Origin of the sequence: Belnapia mucosa (genome assembly GCF_016775475.1) — a bacterium.
GTDB lineage: Bacteria > Pseudomonadota > Alphaproteobacteria > Acetobacterales > Acetobacteraceae > Belnapia > Belnapia mucosa.
Genome location: NZ_JAEUXJ010000003.1, coordinates 514922 through 534273, shown reverse-complemented (window position 1 = coordinate 534273; position 19352 = coordinate 514922). Strand labels below are relative to the sequence as shown.

Below are 19352 nucleotides of genomic sequence, written 5' to 3'. Positions count from 1 at the left end.
CGCTAGGCGATGATGCGATCACGTATACCGGAGCCGAGAAGCGGTCATCGCTCCGGGCTGCCGAACAGCCGCTCCGGCTTCGAGGCCACCAGGGTGCAGAGGGCGAAGAGGATGGCGCCTCCCAGCGCGATCAGCCAGGACGGGAGCAATGCGCCGATGGAACCGGACGCCGCCGATCCCAGGATGCCGCCGCCATTCAAGGCGGCCATGACCAGGGCGAATTGGGTGGCGGCGCCGGTTCCGCGGATGATCTGCATGACGGCAGGCGCGAGCGAGACGAATACCAGGGCCGGCACGACGCTGGACAGGGCCATCGCACAGGCTTCAAGCAGGGTGCTTCGTGGCCCGAGCAGCAGCAGCGCCGTAATGGTATAGGCCGCGACGCAGGTCCCGAGGAGCAGGCGCAGGGCATGCTGCGGCCCCACCCGGTCGAGCCACAGGCCGATGGACAGCGCGCCGACCGTGCCGCTGGCCAGGGTCAGCCCACCCTGGAGCTGCGAGAGCGAGGTCGCGTCCCATCGGCCGGTCGCCACGAGATCGAGGCCGAAATGCACGCCGAAAGCGGTGGTCGCGAATTCCTCGACCACGCAGACCGCTAGAAGCGCAAGGATCTCCCGCCTTCGGCCGAAGGCCAGCAGGCTTCCGAGAAAGGCGAGGTAGGAAGGCGTGCCCGGCAGACCGTGCCCCATATGCCCGCGCCGCCGTAGCGACAGCAGCGCGTCGCCCGCATCCTCGCGGACCAGGATGGGGATGGCGGCCGCCAGCAGGCCGAGCAGGAGGAGTAGCCGCTCCGCCAGGACCAGGCCATGGGCCGCCATCAGCGCCGAGAACAGCGCCGCGCCCAGGGCCGAGCCGCCGACAAAGCCGGCCCGCGTCAGGGCGGTTGTCTCGCCCAGACGGTCGGGGGGAACGCGATCGATGATCATCGCATCGACCGAGGTGTCGAGCAGCGCCGCGCAAGCATTGTGCAGAAGCAACACCACGCCAAGCCCGCCGAGTGCGGCCGCGCCGTCGCCGGCGAGCGGCAGCCCGGCCAGGCAGGCCAGGGCGCCCGCCAGGCCGAGCATGATCCAGGTCCGGCGGCGGCCCGTCCGGAAATCGCCGAAGCGATCGACCAGCGGGCCCCAGAAGGGCTGCAGGACCCAGGGCAGGCCGATCAGCGCCAGCATCGCCCCGATGGCGTTCGGCGCCGCACCGAGTTCCGCCAAATGGTTGGGCAGCGCCATGACCGCGAAGCCTGCGACCAGCCCCTGATATCCGTATAGGACAAGGATGGTCAGCCGGCGCCAGGCAGGATCGGTGAACAGGGGTCGACCAGGACGGGACCTCTGGTCGGAGTCGGGCTGAGGCAACGCTCTGCTCATCCGACCCGGAGCGTCATGCGCGGCGCCAGACCCGAAGCCTGCCACTGTCCCGATAGATCAGGGCGCCTGCGCCATGGCGCCGCAATTCGCGTTCCGCCTGGGCCTTGCAATCAGGATCGGAATTGATTCGCCCTTCGATCCAGCGGCGCCAGCCAGGATGGGCTAGCGCGAGCCGGCAGGCCCGCCGCATCTCGCGGTCATAAGCCTTCCGTAGCGTTACCGTAGCCTTGGGCCAGTCCGCCTTGCTCCAGAAGAGCATGTCGGACAGATCGAGATCGGGCTGCCTGCGGAGTGCCAAGCGCAAGACCCTGATCTCATCCTCAGACCACATCGATGTCACAGTCGCCGGTCCCCACAGTATTGAGCCGAAATGGCTAGGAAATGCGCAGGCTCAAGGGGAGAGGCTGACGCCAGGGTCGACCTGCCGGCGCAACGCAGGACCGCTTCGGGCCCAGCCGCACCGCGTCCTCGTACCGTGCTCCTCCACCAGCAGGTGCACGGACTCACGCCCACGGCATGGGCGTGGCACCTCCAATGTCTCTGCTCGGCGGCTCATCGTACTGTGGTCGGGCACGGCCAGGTCCAGCCCCAAGCAAGCCGATGATGGAGGCGATGAGGCCCTCCGTTTGGCGCAGCGCCAGGCGAAACACTGCCCGCAGGGTGAATGCCGTGGTGATCGCCAAGGCAGAGTAGCGCGGCTGCCCACCCCGGGTGGTCCGCTGACACTGGCCCGGTTGATCGCCTTTGGCGCTTCCTCCTTGCCATGCATCCCGACCTTGCCCCTCGCCCAGGGCAAGCGAATCACGATCCGCAGTCGGTTGCGAGAGGGAGTTTCGGCAGCCTGCTAAGGGGTTCAGGTCAAGCTGCCTCGGTTAAGCCTGGTTCGATCAGCTCGAGGGCACCGGCTCTGACGCGTTCAGACCCGTTCCACGCGCACCGCACAGAATTTGAACTCCGGGATCTTTCCCCAGGGGTCGAGCTGCGGGTTTGTCAGCAGGTTTGCTGCCGCTTCGCGGAAGGCGAAAGGAACGAAAACCAGCCCATCCGGCAGGGTCGGGTCGGACCGTGCCGCGAGTTCGATGGCACCGCGGCGTGTGGCAAGGCGCACGCGGTCTCCGGGCGAGAGGCCGAGCCGCGCCAGCTCGGCCGGCGCGAGAGCGGCAGTCGGTCCGGGCTCCAGCGAGTCCAGCGGACCGGCGCGGCGCGTCATGGTGCCGGTATGCCAATGCTCCAGCTGCCGGCCCGTGGTGAGCACGAACGGATACTGCGCGTCCGGCATCTCCGCCGGGTCGGCGAGGCCGGCGGGGACGAAGCGGGCGCGGCCCGAGGCGGTCGGGAAGCGGTCGCCGAAGACGATCTCCCGCCCAGGCTGGTCGGGTCCGGCACAGGGATAGGTGATGCTGCCCTCCCGCTCCAGACGCTCCCAGGTGATGTTGGCGAGGGAGGGCGTGGCCTCCGCCATCTCCGGAAAGACGTCGCGCGGGTGCGTGTAGGACCAGGGGAGGCCGAGACGCCGGGCGAGTTCCACGATGATGGCGAGGTCCTGCCGCACGCCCTCGGGCGGCGGCACGGCGGCTCGCCCTAGTTGGACCTGGCGGTTGGTATTGGTCACGCTGCCGTCCTTCTCCGGCCAGGCGGAGGCCGGCAGCACCACATCGGCGAGCGCCGCGGTCTCGGTCAGGAACAGGTCCTGCACGACCAGATGCCCGAGCCGCGCCAGCGCGGCGCGGGCATGATTGACATCGGGGTCCGACATGGCCGGGTTCTCGCCCATGACATACATGCCGCAGATGTCGCCTCGCTCGGCGGCATGCATGATCTCCACCACCGTCAGGCCCGGCCGCGGATCGAGCCGCGCATTCCAGAGCCGCTCCAGATGGGCTCGCGCCGTGTCGTCCCCGGTCCGGCGGTAATCCGGGAACATCATCGGGATCAGCCCGGCATCCGAGGCCCCCTGCACGTTGTTCTGCCCGCGCAGCGGGTGCAGCCCCGTCCCGGGCCGCCCGACCTGGCCGCAGAGCAGCGCCAGCGCGATCAGGCAGCGGGTATTGTCCGTACCATGGGTGGATTGCGAGATGCCCATGCCCCAGAGGATCATGGCCGATCTTGCGCGCGCATAGAGGTGGGCGACGCGCCGGAGCTGCCCGGCGGAGACGCCGGCGATCGGGGCCATCGCTTCGGGCGTATAGGCCGCGACATGGTCGCGGATGGTCGCGAAATCCTCGGTATGGGCGGCGACATACTGGCGGTCGTACAGCTCCTCCGCGATCACCGTGTGGAGCATGGCGTTCAGCACGGCGACGTCGCGTCCCGCGGCGAAGCGGACCACCTCGGCGGCATGCCGATCCAGCGCGCTGCCACGTGGGTCCATGGTGATCAGCGTTGCGCCCCGGGCCGCAGCATCCTTCAGATAGGTGGCCGCGACCGGGTGGTTCTCGGTTGGCCGGGCGCCGATGACGATGATCACCTCGGCATCGCGGGCGGCGGTGAAGGGGGCCGTGACGGCGCCCGAGCCGATCCCCTCCAGCAGCGCCGCCACGCTTGCCGCATGGCAAAGCCTGGTGCAGTGGTCGACATTGTTGGTGCCGAAGCCGGTGCGCACCAGCTTCTGGAACAGATAGGCTTCCTCATTGGAGCCCTTGGCCGAGCCGAAGCCGGCCAGCGCGTCCGATCCCCCCGCATCGCGGATGCGGGCGAGGCCGGCAGCGGCGTGGTCCAGCGCTTCCTCCCAACTCGCCTCGCGGAATTTGCCGCGCGCGGCATGGGGGTTCAGGCAATCGGCCGGGTCCTTGGCCGCGCCCTCGATGCGGATCAGCGGCCTCGTCAGCCGGTCGGGATGGGTCAGGTAGCCGAAGCCGAAGCGCCCCTTGACGCAGAGCCGCCCCTGATTGGAGGGGCCGTCGCGGCCGACCACCTCCTCGATACGATTCTCGCGCACCCGGAAGCCGACCTGGCAGCCGACGCCGCAATAGGGGCAGATGCTGGCCACCTCGCGCTCTGGTGGCGCGGCGCGGCGGCCGTTCCCATCCAGCACCGATTTCGGCAGCAAGGCGCCGGTCGGGCAGGCTTGCACGCATTCGCCGCAGGCAACGCAGGTCGAGGCGCCCATGGGGTCCAGCAGATCGAAGCTGACGGTCACCGCCATGCCGCGCTCCGCCAGGCCGATGACATCGTTGTGCTGCACCTCGCGGCAGGCCCGTTCGCACAGGCCGCATTGGATGCAGGCGTCGAGCTGTACCGCCATGGCCGGGTGGGAGAAATCCGGCGCCGGACGTGCTTCCTCGGGCGCGAAGCGGGACTGGGCGACACCAAGCTTCCCCGCCCAGCGGGCGAAGCCACCGGTCGCGTCGCGCGCCTCCTGTCCCGGCTGGTCAGCCAGCAGGAGCTCGAAGACCATGCGCCGGGCCTGGGCGGCACGCTCGCTCGCGCTCCGCACCACCATGCCCTCGCGCGGTGTGCGGATGCAGGAGGCGGCAAGCACCCGCTCGCCCTCGACCTCGACCAGGCAGGCGCGGCAATTGCCGTCCGGGCGGTAGCCCGGCCGCGGCAGGTGGCAGAGATGCGGGATCTCCACCCCTTCGCGCTGCGCCACCGTCCAGATCGTCTCGCCGGACGCAGCCTCGACCGCACGGCCGTCCAGAGTAAAGCGGATCACGGCACCGCCTCCGGCATGTGGCGCAGCAGGCTGCGCACGGGGTTCATCGCCGCCTGGCCGAGGCCGCAGATCGAGCCATCCGCCATCGCCGCCGCCAATTCCTCGAGCAGGGCGCGGTCCCATCGCGGCGCACGTAGCAGCGCATCGGCTTTCGCCGTGCCCACGCGGCAGGGCGTGCATTGGCCGCAGCTTTCGTCGCGGAAGAAGCGCACCAGGTTCCGCGCCGCCTCCGCCAGATCGTCCTGGTCCGAAAGGATGACGACGGCACCGGAGCCGACGAAGCAGCCCACCGTGTCGAGCGTGCCGAAATCGAGCGGCAGATCCGCCATCGAGGCCGGCAGGATGCCGCCCGAGGCGCCGCCCGGCAGATAGGCCGCGAAGCGGTGCCCTTCCGCCATTCCCCCGGAAAACTCCTCGATGAGTTCCTGCACGGTGACACCGGCCGGCGCCAGCTTCTCGCCTGGGTTCCGCACCCGGCCCGAGACGCTGAAGAAGCGCAGGCCCTGCCGCCCACGCCGCCCGCGCTCGGCAAATCGGGCCGCGCCGTTCGGCTCGCCCAGGACCTCCGGCAGGAACCACAGCGTCTCGACATTGTGGATCAGGGTCGGCCGGCCGAAGAGGCCGTGCTCGCCAGGGAAGGGCGGCTTGTGCCGCGGATAGCCGCGGCGCCCTTCCAGGCTTTCGAGCAGGGCCGTCTCCTCGCCGCAGATATAGGCGCCCGCGCCACGGCGAAGATGAATGGGCAGCCACGGGATCCCGGCCGCGCCGAGGGCTGCGATCTCACGCTCCAGCGCGCGGCGGAGATGCGGATACTCGTCGCGCAGATAGATCCAGCAGGCCTCGGCGCCGATGGCATGGGCGGCGATCAGCATGCCCTCCAGCACGCGGTGCGGCTCGGTCTCCAGGCAGTACCGGTCCTTGAAGGTGCCTGGCTCGCCCTCATCGGCATTGACCACCATATGGCGCGGCCCGGGCTGCGAGAGCACCAGCCGCCACTTGCGCGAGGTCGGGAAGCCGGCGCCGCCCAGGCCACGCAGCGAGGCCGCCTCCAGCGTCGCAAGCATCGCGTCCCGCCCGTCTTCGCCGACCTGCCGGATGGCGCGCAGCGCCGCATAGCCGCCACGGGCCAGATAGGCGTCGAGACCAGGGGGCGACGGCAAGGCCGGCGGGCCGCCCTGTACGGCAGCGGCAACCGCCGCTGGCGTTGCGGATTCCAGGAGTTCATGGCCCAGAGCGCAGGCTGGCGCATGGTGGCAAGCACCCATGCACGGCGCGGCCACCACCCGGGTCCCGGCCGGCGGCGCGGCACTGAGCGCATCGAGCAGGGCGCCACCCCCGGCGAGTTGGCAAGGCAAGCTGTTGCAGACCCGGACCGTCAACGGCGCAGGAACTGGCGCCGTGTCCTCCAGGATCTCGAAATGATGGTAGAAGCTAGCCACCTCGAAGACTTCGACAGGTGCCAGGCGCAGAGCCTCGGCCAAGGCCACAAGATGCCCCGCGCGCAATCCGCCATGCCGGTCCTGTAGCGCATGAAGGTGTTCGATGAGCATTTCAGGGACCGGTGCAAGGCCCACGGCCGCTGCGGCGACGGCGGCGCGGTCGGTCTCGCTCGGTTGGCGGCCACGCGGTCCGCGCCTGGGTGCCATGGCATTGCTGCTGGTGGGCCCGTCCGTCATGGACCTTGACCTTGGTGTCACGCCTTCGCTTCCTCCCGGCGCCTCTCAGGGTATCGGTCGCCTCCCGCTGGAGGCAATCCAAAGTCACCCGGCCTGGGCCGACCGCGGATACCCTACGCTCCCAATTGGCGACCGCAACCTCGACCTGATGCCCGCCGACCGTGCGCGGAGGTCGCGCAGGCCATCATTTTCGCTTGCGTGCTACTGGGTGGTCCTGGGAACGGTGCTGCTGTTCGGGGTTCCGAGAGGGTGGCCATGACGACAGGGGCGACGCCGCGCACGCTGCTCGACCGCATCTGGGACGCACACGTCGTGGCGCGGCTGCTCGGCAGCGACCTCCTCTATGTCGATCTGCACCTGCTCGACGACCTGCACAGCCCGCAGGCCTTCGCCGCCCTGCGCGCCACCGGTCGCACCGTGCGCCGGCCGGCGGCTGCGATTGCCATCCCCGACCACGCCGTCCCCACCACGGACCGCGGCAGCGACATCGGGGACGCGGCCGCTCGGCGGCTGGTCGAGACCTTGGCCGCCGATGCCCAAGCCGCCGGCGTGCCCCACATCCCGCTCGGCGACCCTCGGCAGGGGATTGTTCATGTCGTGGGACCCGAACTGGGGCTATCGCTGCCTGGCCTGACGATCGCAAGCGGTGACTCTCACGCATCCACCCATGGTGCGCTCGGCGCGCTGGCCTTCGGCGTCGGTGCGAGCGAGGTCGAGCAGGTGCTGGCCACGCAAACCCTGCTGCTGCCGAAGCCGAAGGCGATGGCCGTGGAAATCTCCGGCGCGCTGCCACCCGGAACCTCGGCCAAGGACCTCGCGCTCTCGGTGGTCGCTGCACTCGGCCCTGCTGGGGCCGCCGGGCACGCGGTGGAGTTCCGCGGCGACGCCGTGCGTGCCCTTGGCATGGCCGGCCGGATGACCCTGTGCAGCCTCGCCATCGAGGCTGGGGCCCGCACCGCGTTGATCGCGCCCGACGACGTGACCTTCAGTTATCTCCGGGGCCGCGAGCGGGCGCCCACGGGCGCGGCATTCGACCACGCCGTCGCCGCTTGGCGCGAATTGCGGTCCGATCCCGGCGCCGCCTTCGACCGGGTCGTCGCGCTGGACGTCACCGGGCTTGCCCCGCTGGTGACCTGGGGCACCACGCCGGACACCGCAGTGCCGGTGACCGGCACCGTGCCAGACCCGGGCAAGGCTCTCGACGCAGTAGGGCAGGCACGGCACCGCCGGATGCTGGATTACATGGGACTCCTGCCGGGGCAGCGGATGACGGAGTTGGCGGTGGACGTGGTGTTCATCGGATCCTGCGCGAACGGTCGCATCGAGGACCTGCGCGAAGCCGCGGCGGTGGCGCGCGGGCGGCGCGTGGCGCGAGGCGTGCGGGCGCTGGTGGTGCCCGGGTCCGGCCTGGTGAAGCGGCAGGCGGAGGAGGAGGGCCTCGACCGTGTGCTGCTGGAGGCGGGATTCGAGTGGCACGAGCCGGGCTGCTCCATGTGCATCGGGATGAATGAGGACCGAGTTGCACCTGGGCAGCGCTGCGCCAGCACGTCCAACCGCAATTTCGAGGGACGCCAGGGTCCAGGTGCGCGGACGCATCTGGCTTCGCCGGCCACGGTCGCCGCGGCCGCCATCGCGGGCCGTTTCGTCGACGTGCGAGATCTGGCCAGGCTGCCATGCGCTGCAGACCCGCCCATGGGCCGCTGGGAGCAAGGTCAGGGGGCTTCACCCTAGCGTGGCGGCGAAGCTGGGTCGGGAATTGCCGAGCGCGACGCGTCGCCAGGTGTCCGCTGGCGCGGATTTGGTACTAGAAAGCAGCTCAAGAAGGATGCCCTGCTCCGCTCCACACCGCGACCTCATCGACAGAACCGCCCGAGTTGGCCGCCGGCATGCGACCCCAGATTGGCTCCAGTGCCGGTCGGCCGCCCTCGTCAGGTCCCCCTGCGGTGGGACGTGACGACTAGGCGCCCTTGCACCTCCAGGCGGATGCGGCCGCGCGCCGGGCGCAGGAGGCGGACGGGTGCCCGCTTCTCCTCCAGCCGGCGCTGCAGCAGGAGCAGCCGTGTCTCCAGATTGTCCTTCAGCTCCGGCAGGCGCAGCGCGCCTTCGGCGCGGATCTCGCGGTTCGTGAAGTCCACCCGGCCGCCCGCCTGATAGGCGTGAAGCATCCATATCAGCAGCCGGCCGGCGACGCCCTTCACCAGGTACTCGTGCTCGATGAACACGCTGTCGTCCTGCGCGTGGTGCGTCACCTGAACAGGGCGGTCCGTGACCGGGGGCGTCGAACCCTGCGGGCCGGCGGCCGCTGCCTCCCCGGATTCGGCCTCGGCCAGCGCGATGGCCGTGCCGAGCTGCCGCGCCACGAGGGAGAGTGCGAGCCCGTCCTCGGCGCCGAAGGCCATCCGTCGGGTGCTTTCGAGGAAGAGCACGCCCAGCAACCGGCCCTGCACCTCCATCGGCACGGCGACTTGGCTCATCGCCTCCGGCAGGCGCGGCAGGGCGACGGAGCGCGTGCGCGCCTCAAGCTCGGCACTGGCCTCGATGGCGGCGCCGTAGCGGCGCAGCCGGCTTGCATCGCCCACGCGCAAAAGGCGGCGGTCCTGGGCGGCGAGGCCGGCCAGCCCCTCGCCGAGCGGCACCTCGGCACCGATCCCGCTCGCCCCGTAGCCGCGGCTGCCGAGTGCGACGAGGCAGCCTCGCCCGGGGTCGTGCAGCAGCACGAGCGTCGCCTCATGCCCGAAGGCCGCTGCCAGCGCGTCCAGCACGGCATCAACGACGCCCGCCAGCTCCGTCGCGCGCGTCAGCGCCTCGGTGACGGCCAGCGCGCGCACCAGGCCCTGCCCGGCGGGACGCTCCGGCGCCGTGGCGACCCGGCCGCCGCGCACCTGCCGCACGGCCAGCACGTCGAAGATGTCCACGGCGCGCAGCCGCATGACGTCGGTTACGCCGAGCTGCGCGCTCGTCGCGCGCAGGTCCGCGGCCATGCGCGCGAATGCCGGGCCGTCTTCGCGGCTGCCGCGGTAGAGGATATCGAGCCGGTACTGGGCGCTGTCCGTCGGGTCCACCACCAGCAGCGCGGCGCGGGGGATCGAGCGCAGGTTCGCCGCGGTCTTCGAAAAAAACTGGTTCGACAGCGCCACCTGCGCCTCGCCTAGCCGCGCGACGTGGGAGAGGTAGGAGACGTTCGGCGTGCCGTCCGCGGCAAGGGTGCAGACAATGGAGGGCACCACGCCCTCGAAACAGCCGTCGAGCGTGGCAAGAGGGAGCGTCACCCGCGGCGCTCCGCGAGCAGGCGGCCGGCCCGGGAGCCTGGCGTCTGCACGAAGACCTGCGCTGGCCGGATGCGGAGCGCAGCCAGGTCGCGGTCGGACCGCCATGGTGCCGTATGCTCCGGCGACAGGCCGAGTTCCGCCAGCGCCTCCGCGATCCGCGCGGCGTAGTGCATCGCGCAGGCATGGAGCGCCGGTGTCGGCGGCGCGATGAGGTCCACGCGCCCCTTAACCTGGTAGGTCACGTAATCGGCGGGCCGGGCGAAGGTGGCGGCAATCCGCCCGTTCGCGCGCGCATTCGCCACCGTCTCCGGCCATTGCCAGGCGGAGACCATGACATACAGGGCATCGCCGCCTCCCTCGACGGAGGCGCCGAGGCCGCGCCCGATCTCCGGCACACCCGCCGAACCGGTGCCGAGGATGATCATGACCGGGGATTCGAGGAAGGCGGCCAGCTCTGCGCTGATCAGACTGCCTTGGACGGGTCGCATGGCCGAGCAGGCTAACCGGATAGGAAAGTCTTAGGAAGCGCGGGGCGCTCTTAGGGAAGACTTAGGAAGCGGCCGCGCGGCGGGAGGGGCTAGGGATCCGGCCCGACACCAAGGTTGGAGGAGGGCCGAGGATGAGCAACCGAGATCCCGTCGTCATGTCGCCGCGCGAGGTCGCGGTCATCGGCGCCGGCCCCGCGGGCCTTGCCGCTGGCGCCTGGCTAGCGCGCCAGGGCTTCGAGCCCCTTCTGTTCGAGGCCGCCGACGGCCTCGGCGGCCAGTGGAACGCGACCTCGCCGATGAGCGGCGTCTGGCCAGGCATGCGCACGAATACGAGCCGGATCCTGACGGCCTTTGCCGACCTCGACCATGCGCCGGGCACGCCCGTCTTCCCGGCACAGGAGGAGGTGCTGGGCTACCTGCACCGCTACGCCGCCCAGGCCGGGCTGCTGCCGCGCATCCGGTTCGGGACCCGCGTCGAGCATCTCTCGCGCGCACCGGGGGGCCAGGGCTGGCTCCTGCGGTCGCGGGGCGGCGGGCAGGAACGTGTCGAGGTCTTCGCGCGCGTCGTCGTCGCAACGGGCCGCTACAACGCGCCCCAGTTGCCGGATATCGCCGGGCTCGGCAGCTTCGCCGGCGAGGCCGGCGTGCTGCACAGCTTCGGCTATGCCGGCCCGGCTGGCTACCGTGACCGCTCGGTCGTCGTTGCCGGCTGCTCGATCAGCGCGCTCGAGATCGCCTCGGAGCTGGCGCTCGCCGGGGCACGGCGCGTGACCGTCACGCTGCGCCGCCAGCGCTACGTGCTGCAGAAGCTGACCGCCGGGGTGCCGACCGACCACGTCGCCTTCACCCGCTTCGCCGCGCTGGCCGGGACCGTCATGCCGCCCGCCGCGGTAGCGCAGGGCCTGCGGAATCTGGTGGTGTCGAGCGCCGGCAGTCCGGAGCAGGTCGGTGCGCCGGCGCCGGATGCGGATATCTTCGCCGCGGGCCTGACGCAGTCGCAGCACTATCTCGGCCTCGTCGCCGAGGGGCGCATCCGCGTCCGTCCCTGGATCGCGGGCGTCGCGGGGCGGGAGGTGCGCTTCGCCGATGGCAGCGCGGAGGCGGCGGATGGCCTCATTCTCGGCACCGGCTACCGCCTCTCGCTGCCCTTCCTGGCGCCGGAGATTGCGCAGGCGCTCGAATTGGACGATCGGCACATCGGCCTGCACGACCACACCTTCCACCCGGAGCTCGATGGCCTCGCCTTCCTCGGCCTCTTCGACCAGGTGGGGCCGCTCTTCCCCGTGCTGGAATTGCAGGCGCGCTGGCTGGCCTACGCCTGGTCAGGGGTGGTGCTACAGCCGAGCGCCGCGGCCATGCAGGCCGGTCTCGCCGCCTGCCGCGCGCGGCGGGGCAGCCCGCAGGCGGTGCCGATGCACGCCATGGCGCTACTCTTCGCGCGGAACGCGGGCGTGGAGCCGGACCCGGACCGCTGGCCGGAGCTGTGCCGCGCGCTGCTCTTTGGCCCGCTCTCGCCCGCCTCCTTCCGGCTGGTAGGGCCGGACCGGCGCGCCGACGCCGCGGCGAGGACCATGACGGACGCCGCCGCCTTCGGCTGCCTCGCCTCGCCCTCCATGACTGATGAGGAGGCGGCGCGGTGGGAGGCCGTCAGAGCCGATTTGTGTGCGAATGCGGCGTGAATCGGCCTTGCGGACGGCGGGCCTTGGTCCGCTGTCCACCCATCTCGGACCTTCGGTCGCCATCCTGAAGCGGGCATCAAGAGCCTGCTTTAGCATCGATTAGGAACTGCCGGGATCGGCAGGAGCGGGTTTTGGAGCAATGGTCGCCGATGGCCAGCGTCGCCACGGTCCTGCCCCAGGGTGGGCACGACTTCTCCTTAGTCCCAGCGTTTTCCCACGAGATGCAAGGATGAGGAGTTGCGCCGTGTCCCGCTTACAGCTGCTTACCGCCTGCCTCGGCATGGCCCTTGCCGCACCAGGGATTGCTGGGGCGGACCCCTGGAAAGACGAGAGCGGGAACGGTCGTGGCGGCCGCTCCAGCGAATATCGCAGCGAGAGGTGGGATGACCGGCGGGGTAGCCATCGCAGCGAGCGGTGGGAGGACCGACGCGGCGGCGACCACCGGGACCGCGAGGCCCGGCGGGATGGCCGGGGATGGGTGTCCCCGCCGATCCCCCAGGGTCATATGCCGCCACCCGGTGAGTTCCGCCGCTGGTACCCGGACCGCCCGCCGGGGCATCAGCCGCCACCGCAGCGCTGGTAGGACAGCGCACCACAAGCGGGTTCGGATCGCCTGCGGCCATTCCGGCGCAACTCTGAAGCGGGCTTGCAGATGCTCGCTCAGCTTCGCGTCGGGTGGGATCGTTGGGCGCTCTGCGCCGAGACAGTTGCCAATGACCTAGCGCGAAGCTTGGGATTGGGCCTGGCCAAGGTTGCGCGGATACCAGCTCTCGCTGACCTGGTTGTTCACGAAGAACTCGTCGCGTGGAAACATATCAGTCAACGAAGCTGGGTCACGCAGCGTCTCCGGCCGCCAGATATAGGCCGGGTCGCTGACGGATTTGGCTAGGTTCTCCGTCGCTGGGTTCCCGCGCCGCATATGTGCCACCACCGCCGGGTCGTTCAGCTTCGCCAGCAGCGCCTTATGGTCAAAAGAGATCGGATCCTGCGAGCCAATCAGCACCGGAAAAGGCTGAAGCAGCACGGCGTGGGGGAATACCGCCGCGAAGGTTTCTACGACCCGTGCCGAGGCTGCGTATTGAACATAGATGCCGCCGGGAGCAAGCCGCGCCTTCACAGCCTTTAGGAATTCGACGCTATAGAGCAGACCGCTATGGGAGGTCTGGGGTAGTATCGCATCCGCTTCGATGACATCGTAAAGCTCCTGCCCCCGAGCCAGAGCCAGACGGCCATCGGCATGTTCCAACCGCAGGCGTGGGTCAGCCAGCAGTGCGGCGAGCGCGCTCTCCGGTCGCGCCACGGCAATCTCCTGCAGTGTGTCCAGTACCGGTTTGATCAGCTCGATGGCGCGGATCTCCCTCGTCGCCGGCGAGACCATGGCGCCCCAGGGCGTGCCGCCGCTGCCGACACCGATGGCGAGAACTCGCTCTGGCGCCGGATGCACCAGCGGACCAATGGCGCCAAGCAGCATATGGATCGGCAGGAACGGCACACGGCCCTGGCTATATCCCATGATGAAGAAGCGGTCTGGCGCGAAGTCCTGGCGTTGCGGCGTCTCGCGGTAGAAGGCAACGCCGGAGCGGTCCTCTGACCAGGCAGCAAAGCTGTTGGGTGCCTGACCGTGCATACGGCTCCAGAAAGCACCGTTACCGGGTAACGCGATGAGTGCGACGGCGCAGGCAAGGGCAAGGCCGGCCTCCAGCCGCCGCCCACGGCCAGCGTGCCACAGCCAGCCGAGCAGTAACAGGCAGGAGAGCCCGGCCAGCAACTTCAGTGTGCCCATGCTGCCGAGATAGTGCAGCGTGATAAGGCCGGTGCCGATCGAGCCCGCGGCGTTGCCGGCGATGTTGGCCAGCTGCACCCAGCCAACCCGGGCGCCAACGCTCGCCAAGTCCTGCTGCACGGCGCGCTGCACGAAGGGGAAGGTCATACCGATCTGGAAGGCAGGCGGCGCAACCACCAGCACCACGAGGATGGTGGTGAGGCTCATGGCAAACAGACCGAAGCGCCCATAATCGACCGGGACGAACCAGGAGAGCGGCGGGTTCGGCACTGCCAGCCAGAGCGCGCCAATCAACAGCGTTGCCAGCACAAAGCCAGCGCCTTGGGTGATGAAAAATGCCGGGCGGGGATCCGCCATCCGTCGGACCATGCGCGCGGCCAAGGTCATGCCAGCGCCATCAGCCAGCAGGAAGACGCCAAGCACGGTGGAGAACAGGTAGGCGTGATACTGCCCGACTTGGCCGAGCAGCCTTACCCAAAGGATCTCGAGCGCGACGATCACATAACCCGACAGGAAGACCAGCAGACACCAGAGCGACAAGCTGCCGAAAGGCGCGGGAACTGCCGGGCTCCGGTGCAGCACCTGGGCCGGCGTCGCCCGCAACTGCGGTAGCAAAGTGAGCGCCAAGCTGGCCGCCAGCAGGTCGAACGCCGCCGCCAGCCAGAGCGTGCCGACGAAGCCAAGATTGCCCACGACGAGCCAGCCGCCGAGCAGAGCACCCAGGCCGGCGCCCAGGGTGTTGAGCCCGTAGAGCCTGCCGATCCGCTCCGCCACCGTATCCAGCGTCGTGGCGACGGAACGGCAAAGCAGCGGCAAGGAGGCACCCATGAGGGTGGTCGGGATCACTAGTCCGACGAAGCAGAGTGCGAAGATCGCTATCGGACTGTCCACCTGTCCGACCAAGCCGAGGGCCAACCAGTCATAGAGAAATGGTTTGGAAATCAGGGCCGAAATCGCGACGCCGACCTCGCATAGCGCAAAGCCCAGAAGCGCTTGGACCGGGGTTAGGCGGTCTGCGAGTTTGGCGCCGATGATCGAGCCGAGGCCCAGGCCGGCGAGGAAGGCGCCCACGACCAAGGCGGCGCTGACGGTGTCCGAACCGGCGAAGATGCCGAGCATGCGCTGCCAGACGATCTGGCAGAGCAGGGCGCCGAAGCCCGAGCAGAAGAACGCCAGCATCAATCGCTGCATTGCGGGCTACTCCTGTATGGGGACGCTAGGTCACCGCGAGACGACCGGCACCGAGCGATGGAGGACGCCTTCGCCACACGGTAAGGTTCGCGCTAGCAGCGCTGCAGGAAGGAAAAGCCCCGCAGGCATCTCCGCCCAATCAGCGCATTGGTGAGTATCCTTTTCCGAACTCTACTTCCAGGAACGAACAACGCTACTCACATATCTAGGCGTATGCTGGCATTGATGCGAACCCTAATGCCTGATGTCGGCCTCACGAAATTGCAATCAGGACGGAGGCGAGGTCGTGTCTGGCGGGCACGGCGCGGAGCCTCACTCGGCCAGGATCGCTGACCGCGGCGACGGTCGCGGGTGTCATGGAACGGGAGCGCTGGGTGGCCCATTCGTCGGACTGCTCAAGTAGGATGGTCCCGATCAATCGAACGGCGGCCGCCTCGTTCGGGAATATGCCCATCAGGTCGGTGCGGCGCTTGATCTCACCGTTGAGCCGGTCGATTGGGTTGGTGCTGTGCACCTTGGCCCAGTATGCGGCGGGGAAGGCCATGTAGGCGAGGACGTCTTCTTCGGCGCTGTCCATCAAGGCTGCGAGCATCGGTACCTTCGGGCGGCGCTGGTCGGCCACCGTCCTCCACTGCCGCTTCGCGCCGTCCGCATCGACCTCCGCCTAGGCCGGCCCGATCCACGTTCAAACAATACGGCGCTGCGCTTTGCCTGTATGCACGAGGGCGTTGCGGGCGAAATGCACGCGACACCTTTGCCGCCTGGCCCGAAGCACCTTCGTCACGGCCGCTTCAAATCCTTCATGGGCATCGGAAATGACGAGCTTGATTCCACGCAGCCCCCGGCGGGCAAGGATGCGGAGGAGACGATCCGTCCACCCTCGCGCACCTTCACCTGGGTCACATCCAGCCAGAGCTTGGGCCAGTCGCCCTCGATGGGCCGCGCGAGGAAGTCGCGAACCCCTTCATCGATCTCGGCACAGAGCCGGCTGACCCCGCTCTTACTGATCCCCTCCATACCCATGGCCCGCACCAGGTTGTCCACCGACCTCGTCGAAATGCCGTGGACCTAATCACCGCGGTGACCGCCTCAGATCCAGCGGTCAGCTGCTACACCATCACCCGGGACGCGACCTTCCTCCATGTCAAGGGAAAGGCTGCACTATCAACCCTGGGATCAAACATCTAAGGACCAGCGTCGCAGCCGACCTGCCTGGAGTTTAGTAGGAGGGGCGCGTCCGAATGACGGGTTTGGAATGGAAACCGCGCCGTGCTGTCCTACCAGCGCTCGGGTCGGCAGCCTCGTTGCCGTGAAGCGCGGGTGGTGGCTATCATCCGTTCTGAGCCGGCGAAATCCCTGGACAACTGGGGAATCTCGGGAGAGGGAGTGATCGCCCATGTCAGCCTGTCATGCGGGCGGAAGTTTGCCTGACGTTGTCGGATGCATCAGGCGGAGGTCTATCGTGGCGGCGATTGCCGCGCCGGCCCTCCTTGCAAGGGCGTCCGGGGCACGTGGGCAAACCGAGAGCTACCCGTCCCGGCCGATCACGATCATCGCCCCGCTCGCGGCCGGCAGCGCGGCCGACTCCCTCATGCGCGAGCTCGCGCAGCAGCTCTCTGGCGTGGTCGGACAGCCTGCCGTGGTCATGAACCGGGTCGGTGCCGGCGGCAACATCGGCACCACGGCCATCGCACGCTCCGCGCCTGACGGCTACACGATCGGCCAGGTCAGCCAGGGCAACATGGTGATCAACATGGCCCTTTACCGGGACACCGGTTACGACCCGATCCGCGACTTCGCGCCGATTGCGGTGGTGGCGGCCATGTCGAACGTCATGGTGGTGGCGCGCCACAGCCCCTACCGCTCGGTCCGTGAGGTAGTCGATGCAATCCGGGCGAAGCCACCGGGCACAGTCACCTATTCCTCGAGCGGAGTTGGTACGAGCATGCACGTCGCAGGCGCCATGTTTGCCCGCGCGACCGGCACGGAGCTTACGCATGTCCCCTACACGGGCGCGCCCGCCGCGATGACGGCGATCATCTCGGGGAACGTCGACACAGGCTTCTTCAACATCCCTGCCGCGAAGGGCCTTATCGCGGCGGGGGACCTCCGCCCGCTCGCCGTCACGACCGCGCGCCGCTCCGCCTCGCTGCCTGACCTGCCCACGCTTGAGGAGGCAGGGCTGCCGGATTACGACGTGTCGACCTGGCTCGGCTTCGTGGCGCCTGCGGGCACGCCACCGGCCATCATCGGGCGCATCCACGGGGCGCTCGACCAGATCCTCTCGCGGCCCGCCCTGAGGGAGAAGCTGACGGTGCAGGGCTTCGACCTCCCATCCGTACCCCTTGGTGGACCGGCGGAGTTCTCACGGCTGATCCAGGATGACCTGGCGAAGTGGCCGGCCATCTTGCGTGAAGCCGGTGCGAAGCCTGAGTAGACCCCGCTTGGGCGCGCAGCGGCAGAAGGGGCTCCGGTGGGGCCCCAGATCAAGGAGGTGTCCCCTTGTCCCCTGAAGCAGCAGGCGCCGGTGCAGCGCCCCTCGCCCGGGTCCTGGCCGGGTTTGTCGTGGGCACCCGGCCAGGAGACATCCCGCCGCTTGCGCTCGAGCGGGCCAAGATGAGCCTTGCCAGCACGATCGCCAGCACGGCGGCGGGAGTGTCGATTCCGTCCGCGGCGATCGTCCGCGCCACGGAGCTGGACGCGGGCGGAGCGCCAGCAGCCGCAGTATGGTTCACCCCGGCGCGGCTCCCGGCGCGCGCCGCGGCTCGAACCAACGCCGTCTGCAGCGATGCCGCCGCCGCCGACGACAGCGACATGCGCAGCATCGCACACATCGGCACCATCGTCTCGACCGTCTCAGTCGCCCTCGCCGAGGAGTTGGGCCTCGGCGGGGCCGAGGTGCTGCGGGCCATGGTTCTCGGCTACGAGGTTGCCGGCCGGATCGACGAGGCGCTCACGCCAGGCCGCATGCGCCGCGGCTTTCACGGCTCGGTCTCGACAGTGTTCGGCGGGGCAGTGGCGGCCGGCACCTTGTTCGGACTTGACGAGGAGCGCATGACGCACGCGATCGCGCTCGCCGCGACGTCGATCGGTGGCATGGCGATCTCGGCCGATACGAGCTGGGCGCGTGAGTGGCATGCGGGCCTCGCGGCCATGCTCGGGCTGGATGCGGCGCGGGCGGCGGCGCGGGGCTTCCGCGCGGAGCCGTCCGTGCTTGAGGCGCCCCGGGGCTTTCTTTCGGCAATGAACGGCGAGGCGGTCGAGGCGATCACCCGGGACCTTGGCGCGTCCTGGGATATCGTGACGGACATGGCGATCAAGCTGATGCCCGGGGCGCACCCGTTCCACGCCATCGCCGAGGCGGCGTCCGAGGCGGCCATTGCCGGGGATGTCCGCCCCGATGAGGTCGAGCGTATCGTCCTGACCGCGGCGCAGCTTGCCGACTGGCATGGGCCGACCCGTCCGACGGACCTCGTCAGCGCAGCCCACAGCTTCGTCTACTTCACCGCCGCCGCGGTGGCCGACCGCGGATTTCGATGGGAGCACATCGAGCCGGCCAAGATGGCCGACCCGGTGATCCGGGGCTTGCTCGACCGTGTGGTGCTCGACCCGAACCCTCCACCGCTGCCTGACCGCTTTCCGCACCGACATGGTGGGACGGTGACGCTCGTCCTGAAGGACGGGCGCGAGGTCAGCAGCACCTGCAGGGCGCCGCGCGGGTCGAGTGCCGGCGGCCTCGAATGGGCGGACGTCGAGGCGAAGTACCGGCGCCTCGTGCCACGTTCCGGCCTGGCTTCCGACGCTGTCGAGGCGAGCCTCGCCTGTCTCCGCTCCTTCGGCACGGTAGGAGACGTCGGCGTGCTGACGCGCAGGCTGGCCCTCCCGTCCATGGGGGAGCCCGACCCGCGCTGACCGGCGCGGGGGCTCCGCCTGGAAGTCGACCCTGGCGTGCGACGCCCTGTTCGTCACGCCAGACGGGAAGCGCCTTGAGAAGGTTTCGAGGCGATCGCCAAATTCGGGGGCATGACCCAGGTCATCCCTGTCAAGGGTCCTTTGGGCGCCCGTCGAACATCAGGTATCTCCCGTCATCCTCCGCCGTTCGCCAGCAACGCCGTAAACCGGTGCAACACCTTGCCTTGAAGGCTTCGTCGCGGGCTGAGGCGAGTTAGGTGCGCCGGGCTCAATGCGCCGTTCTTCCGGCACCTGCCAGCGCAACCCGTGTAGGCGAAGCCAGCCGGGCCTGTTAA

11 protein-coding genes and 2 pseudogenes are annotated in these 19352 nt (G+C 69.4%); 4 read left to right on the top strand and 9 right to left on the bottom strand.

Annotated elements, in window-relative coordinates:
• Nucleotides 1-44 precede the first annotated feature (44 nt).
• The 5 genes and pseudogenes from JMJ55_RS10690 to JMJ55_RS30950 form a co-directional block, all read right to left on the bottom strand.
• Nucleotides 45-1364, bottom strand: a complete 1320-nt coding sequence (locus JMJ55_RS10690) for an MFS transporter (RefSeq protein WP_268885279.1) — start codon at nt 1362-1364, stop codon at nt 45-47.
• A 503-nt stretch (nt 1365-1867) separates the two neighbouring features.
• Nucleotides 1868-2155 (bottom strand): transposase, encoded by a 288-nt coding sequence (locus JMJ55_RS32345; protein ID WP_456237073.1) that lies wholly within the window; start codon nt 2153-2155, stop codon nt 1868-1870.
• A 125-nt stretch (nt 2156-2280) separates the two neighbouring features.
• Entirely contained in the window at nt 2281-5019 is a 2739-nt protein-coding gene (gene fdhF, locus JMJ55_RS10680) for a formate dehydrogenase subunit alpha (RefSeq protein WP_202825567.1), read from the bottom strand.
• Nucleotides 5016-6179: a complex I 51 kDa subunit family protein gene (locus JMJ55_RS10675; protein WP_236033626.1), complete on the bottom strand. Its 1164-nt coding sequence runs from the start codon at nt 6177-6179 to the stop codon at nt 5016-5018. The genes fdhF and JMJ55_RS10675 overlap by 4 nt, the downstream gene beginning before the upstream one ends.
• A 30-nt stretch (nt 6180-6209) precedes the next feature.
• Nucleotides 6210-6569: pseudogene (locus JMJ55_RS30950) on the bottom strand (NADH-quinone oxidoreductase subunit NuoE family protein); the annotation flags it as partial.
• A gap of 381 nt (nt 6570-6950) precedes the next feature.
• On the opposite strand from JMJ55_RS30950, the gene leuC reads away from it, so the two are divergent.
• A complete protein-coding gene (gene leuC / locus JMJ55_RS10670; RefSeq protein ID WP_202825511.1) occupies nt 6951-8426 on the top strand; it encodes a 3-isopropylmalate dehydratase large subunit in 1476 nt (491 codons plus the stop codon).
• A gap of 197 nt (nt 8427-8623) precedes the next feature.
• On the opposite strand, the gene JMJ55_RS10665 is transcribed toward leuC, so the two are convergent.
• Nucleotides 8624-9964, bottom strand: coding sequence for a GAF domain-containing protein (locus JMJ55_RS10665; protein WP_202825510.1), 1341 nt, complete (start codon nt 9962-9964; stop codon nt 8624-8626).
• A complete protein-coding gene (locus JMJ55_RS10660) occupies nt 9961-10452 on the bottom strand; it encodes a hypothetical protein (RefSeq protein ID WP_202825509.1) in 492 nt (163 codons plus the stop codon). The genes JMJ55_RS10665 and JMJ55_RS10660 overlap by 4 nt, the downstream gene beginning before the upstream one ends.
• A 131-nt stretch (nt 10453-10583) precedes the next feature.
• Here JMJ55_RS10660 and JMJ55_RS10655 point away from each other — a divergent pair, with 131 nt between their 5' ends.
• The gene (locus JMJ55_RS10655; protein WP_202825508.1) at nt 10584-12131 is read left to right on the top strand and encodes a flavin-containing monooxygenase; all 1548 of its coding nucleotides are present in this window, start codon (nt 10584-10586) and stop codon (nt 12129-12131) included.
• A 718-nt stretch (nt 12132-12849) separates the two neighbouring features.
• Here JMJ55_RS10655 and JMJ55_RS10650 read toward each other — a convergent pair.
• Both JMJ55_RS10650 and JMJ55_RS10645 read right to left on the bottom strand, forming a co-directional pair.
• Nucleotides 12850-15105, bottom strand: coding sequence for a fused MFS/spermidine synthase (locus tag JMJ55_RS10650; protein ID WP_202825507.1), 2256 nt, complete (start codon nt 15103-15105; stop codon nt 12850-12852).
• A 253-nt stretch (nt 15106-15358) separates the two neighbouring features.
• Nucleotides 15359-16122: pseudogene (locus JMJ55_RS10645) on the bottom strand (transposase).
• 445 nt (nt 16123-16567) lie between these two features.
• Between JMJ55_RS10645 and JMJ55_RS10640 the strand changes: the two are divergent.
• Nucleotides 16568-17542, top strand: a complete 975-nt coding sequence (locus JMJ55_RS10640; protein WP_202825506.1) for a Bug family tripartite tricarboxylate transporter substrate binding protein — start codon at nt 16568-16570, stop codon at nt 17540-17542.
• A gap of 65 nt (nt 17543-17607) precedes the next feature.
• Nucleotides 17608-19017 carry an MmgE/PrpD family protein gene (locus JMJ55_RS10635; protein WP_202825505.1) on the top strand — a complete coding sequence of 470 codons (1410 nt, stop codon included), beginning with the start codon at nt 17608-17610 and terminating at the stop codon, nt 19015-19017.
• Nucleotides 19018-19352 lie beyond the last annotated feature (335 nt).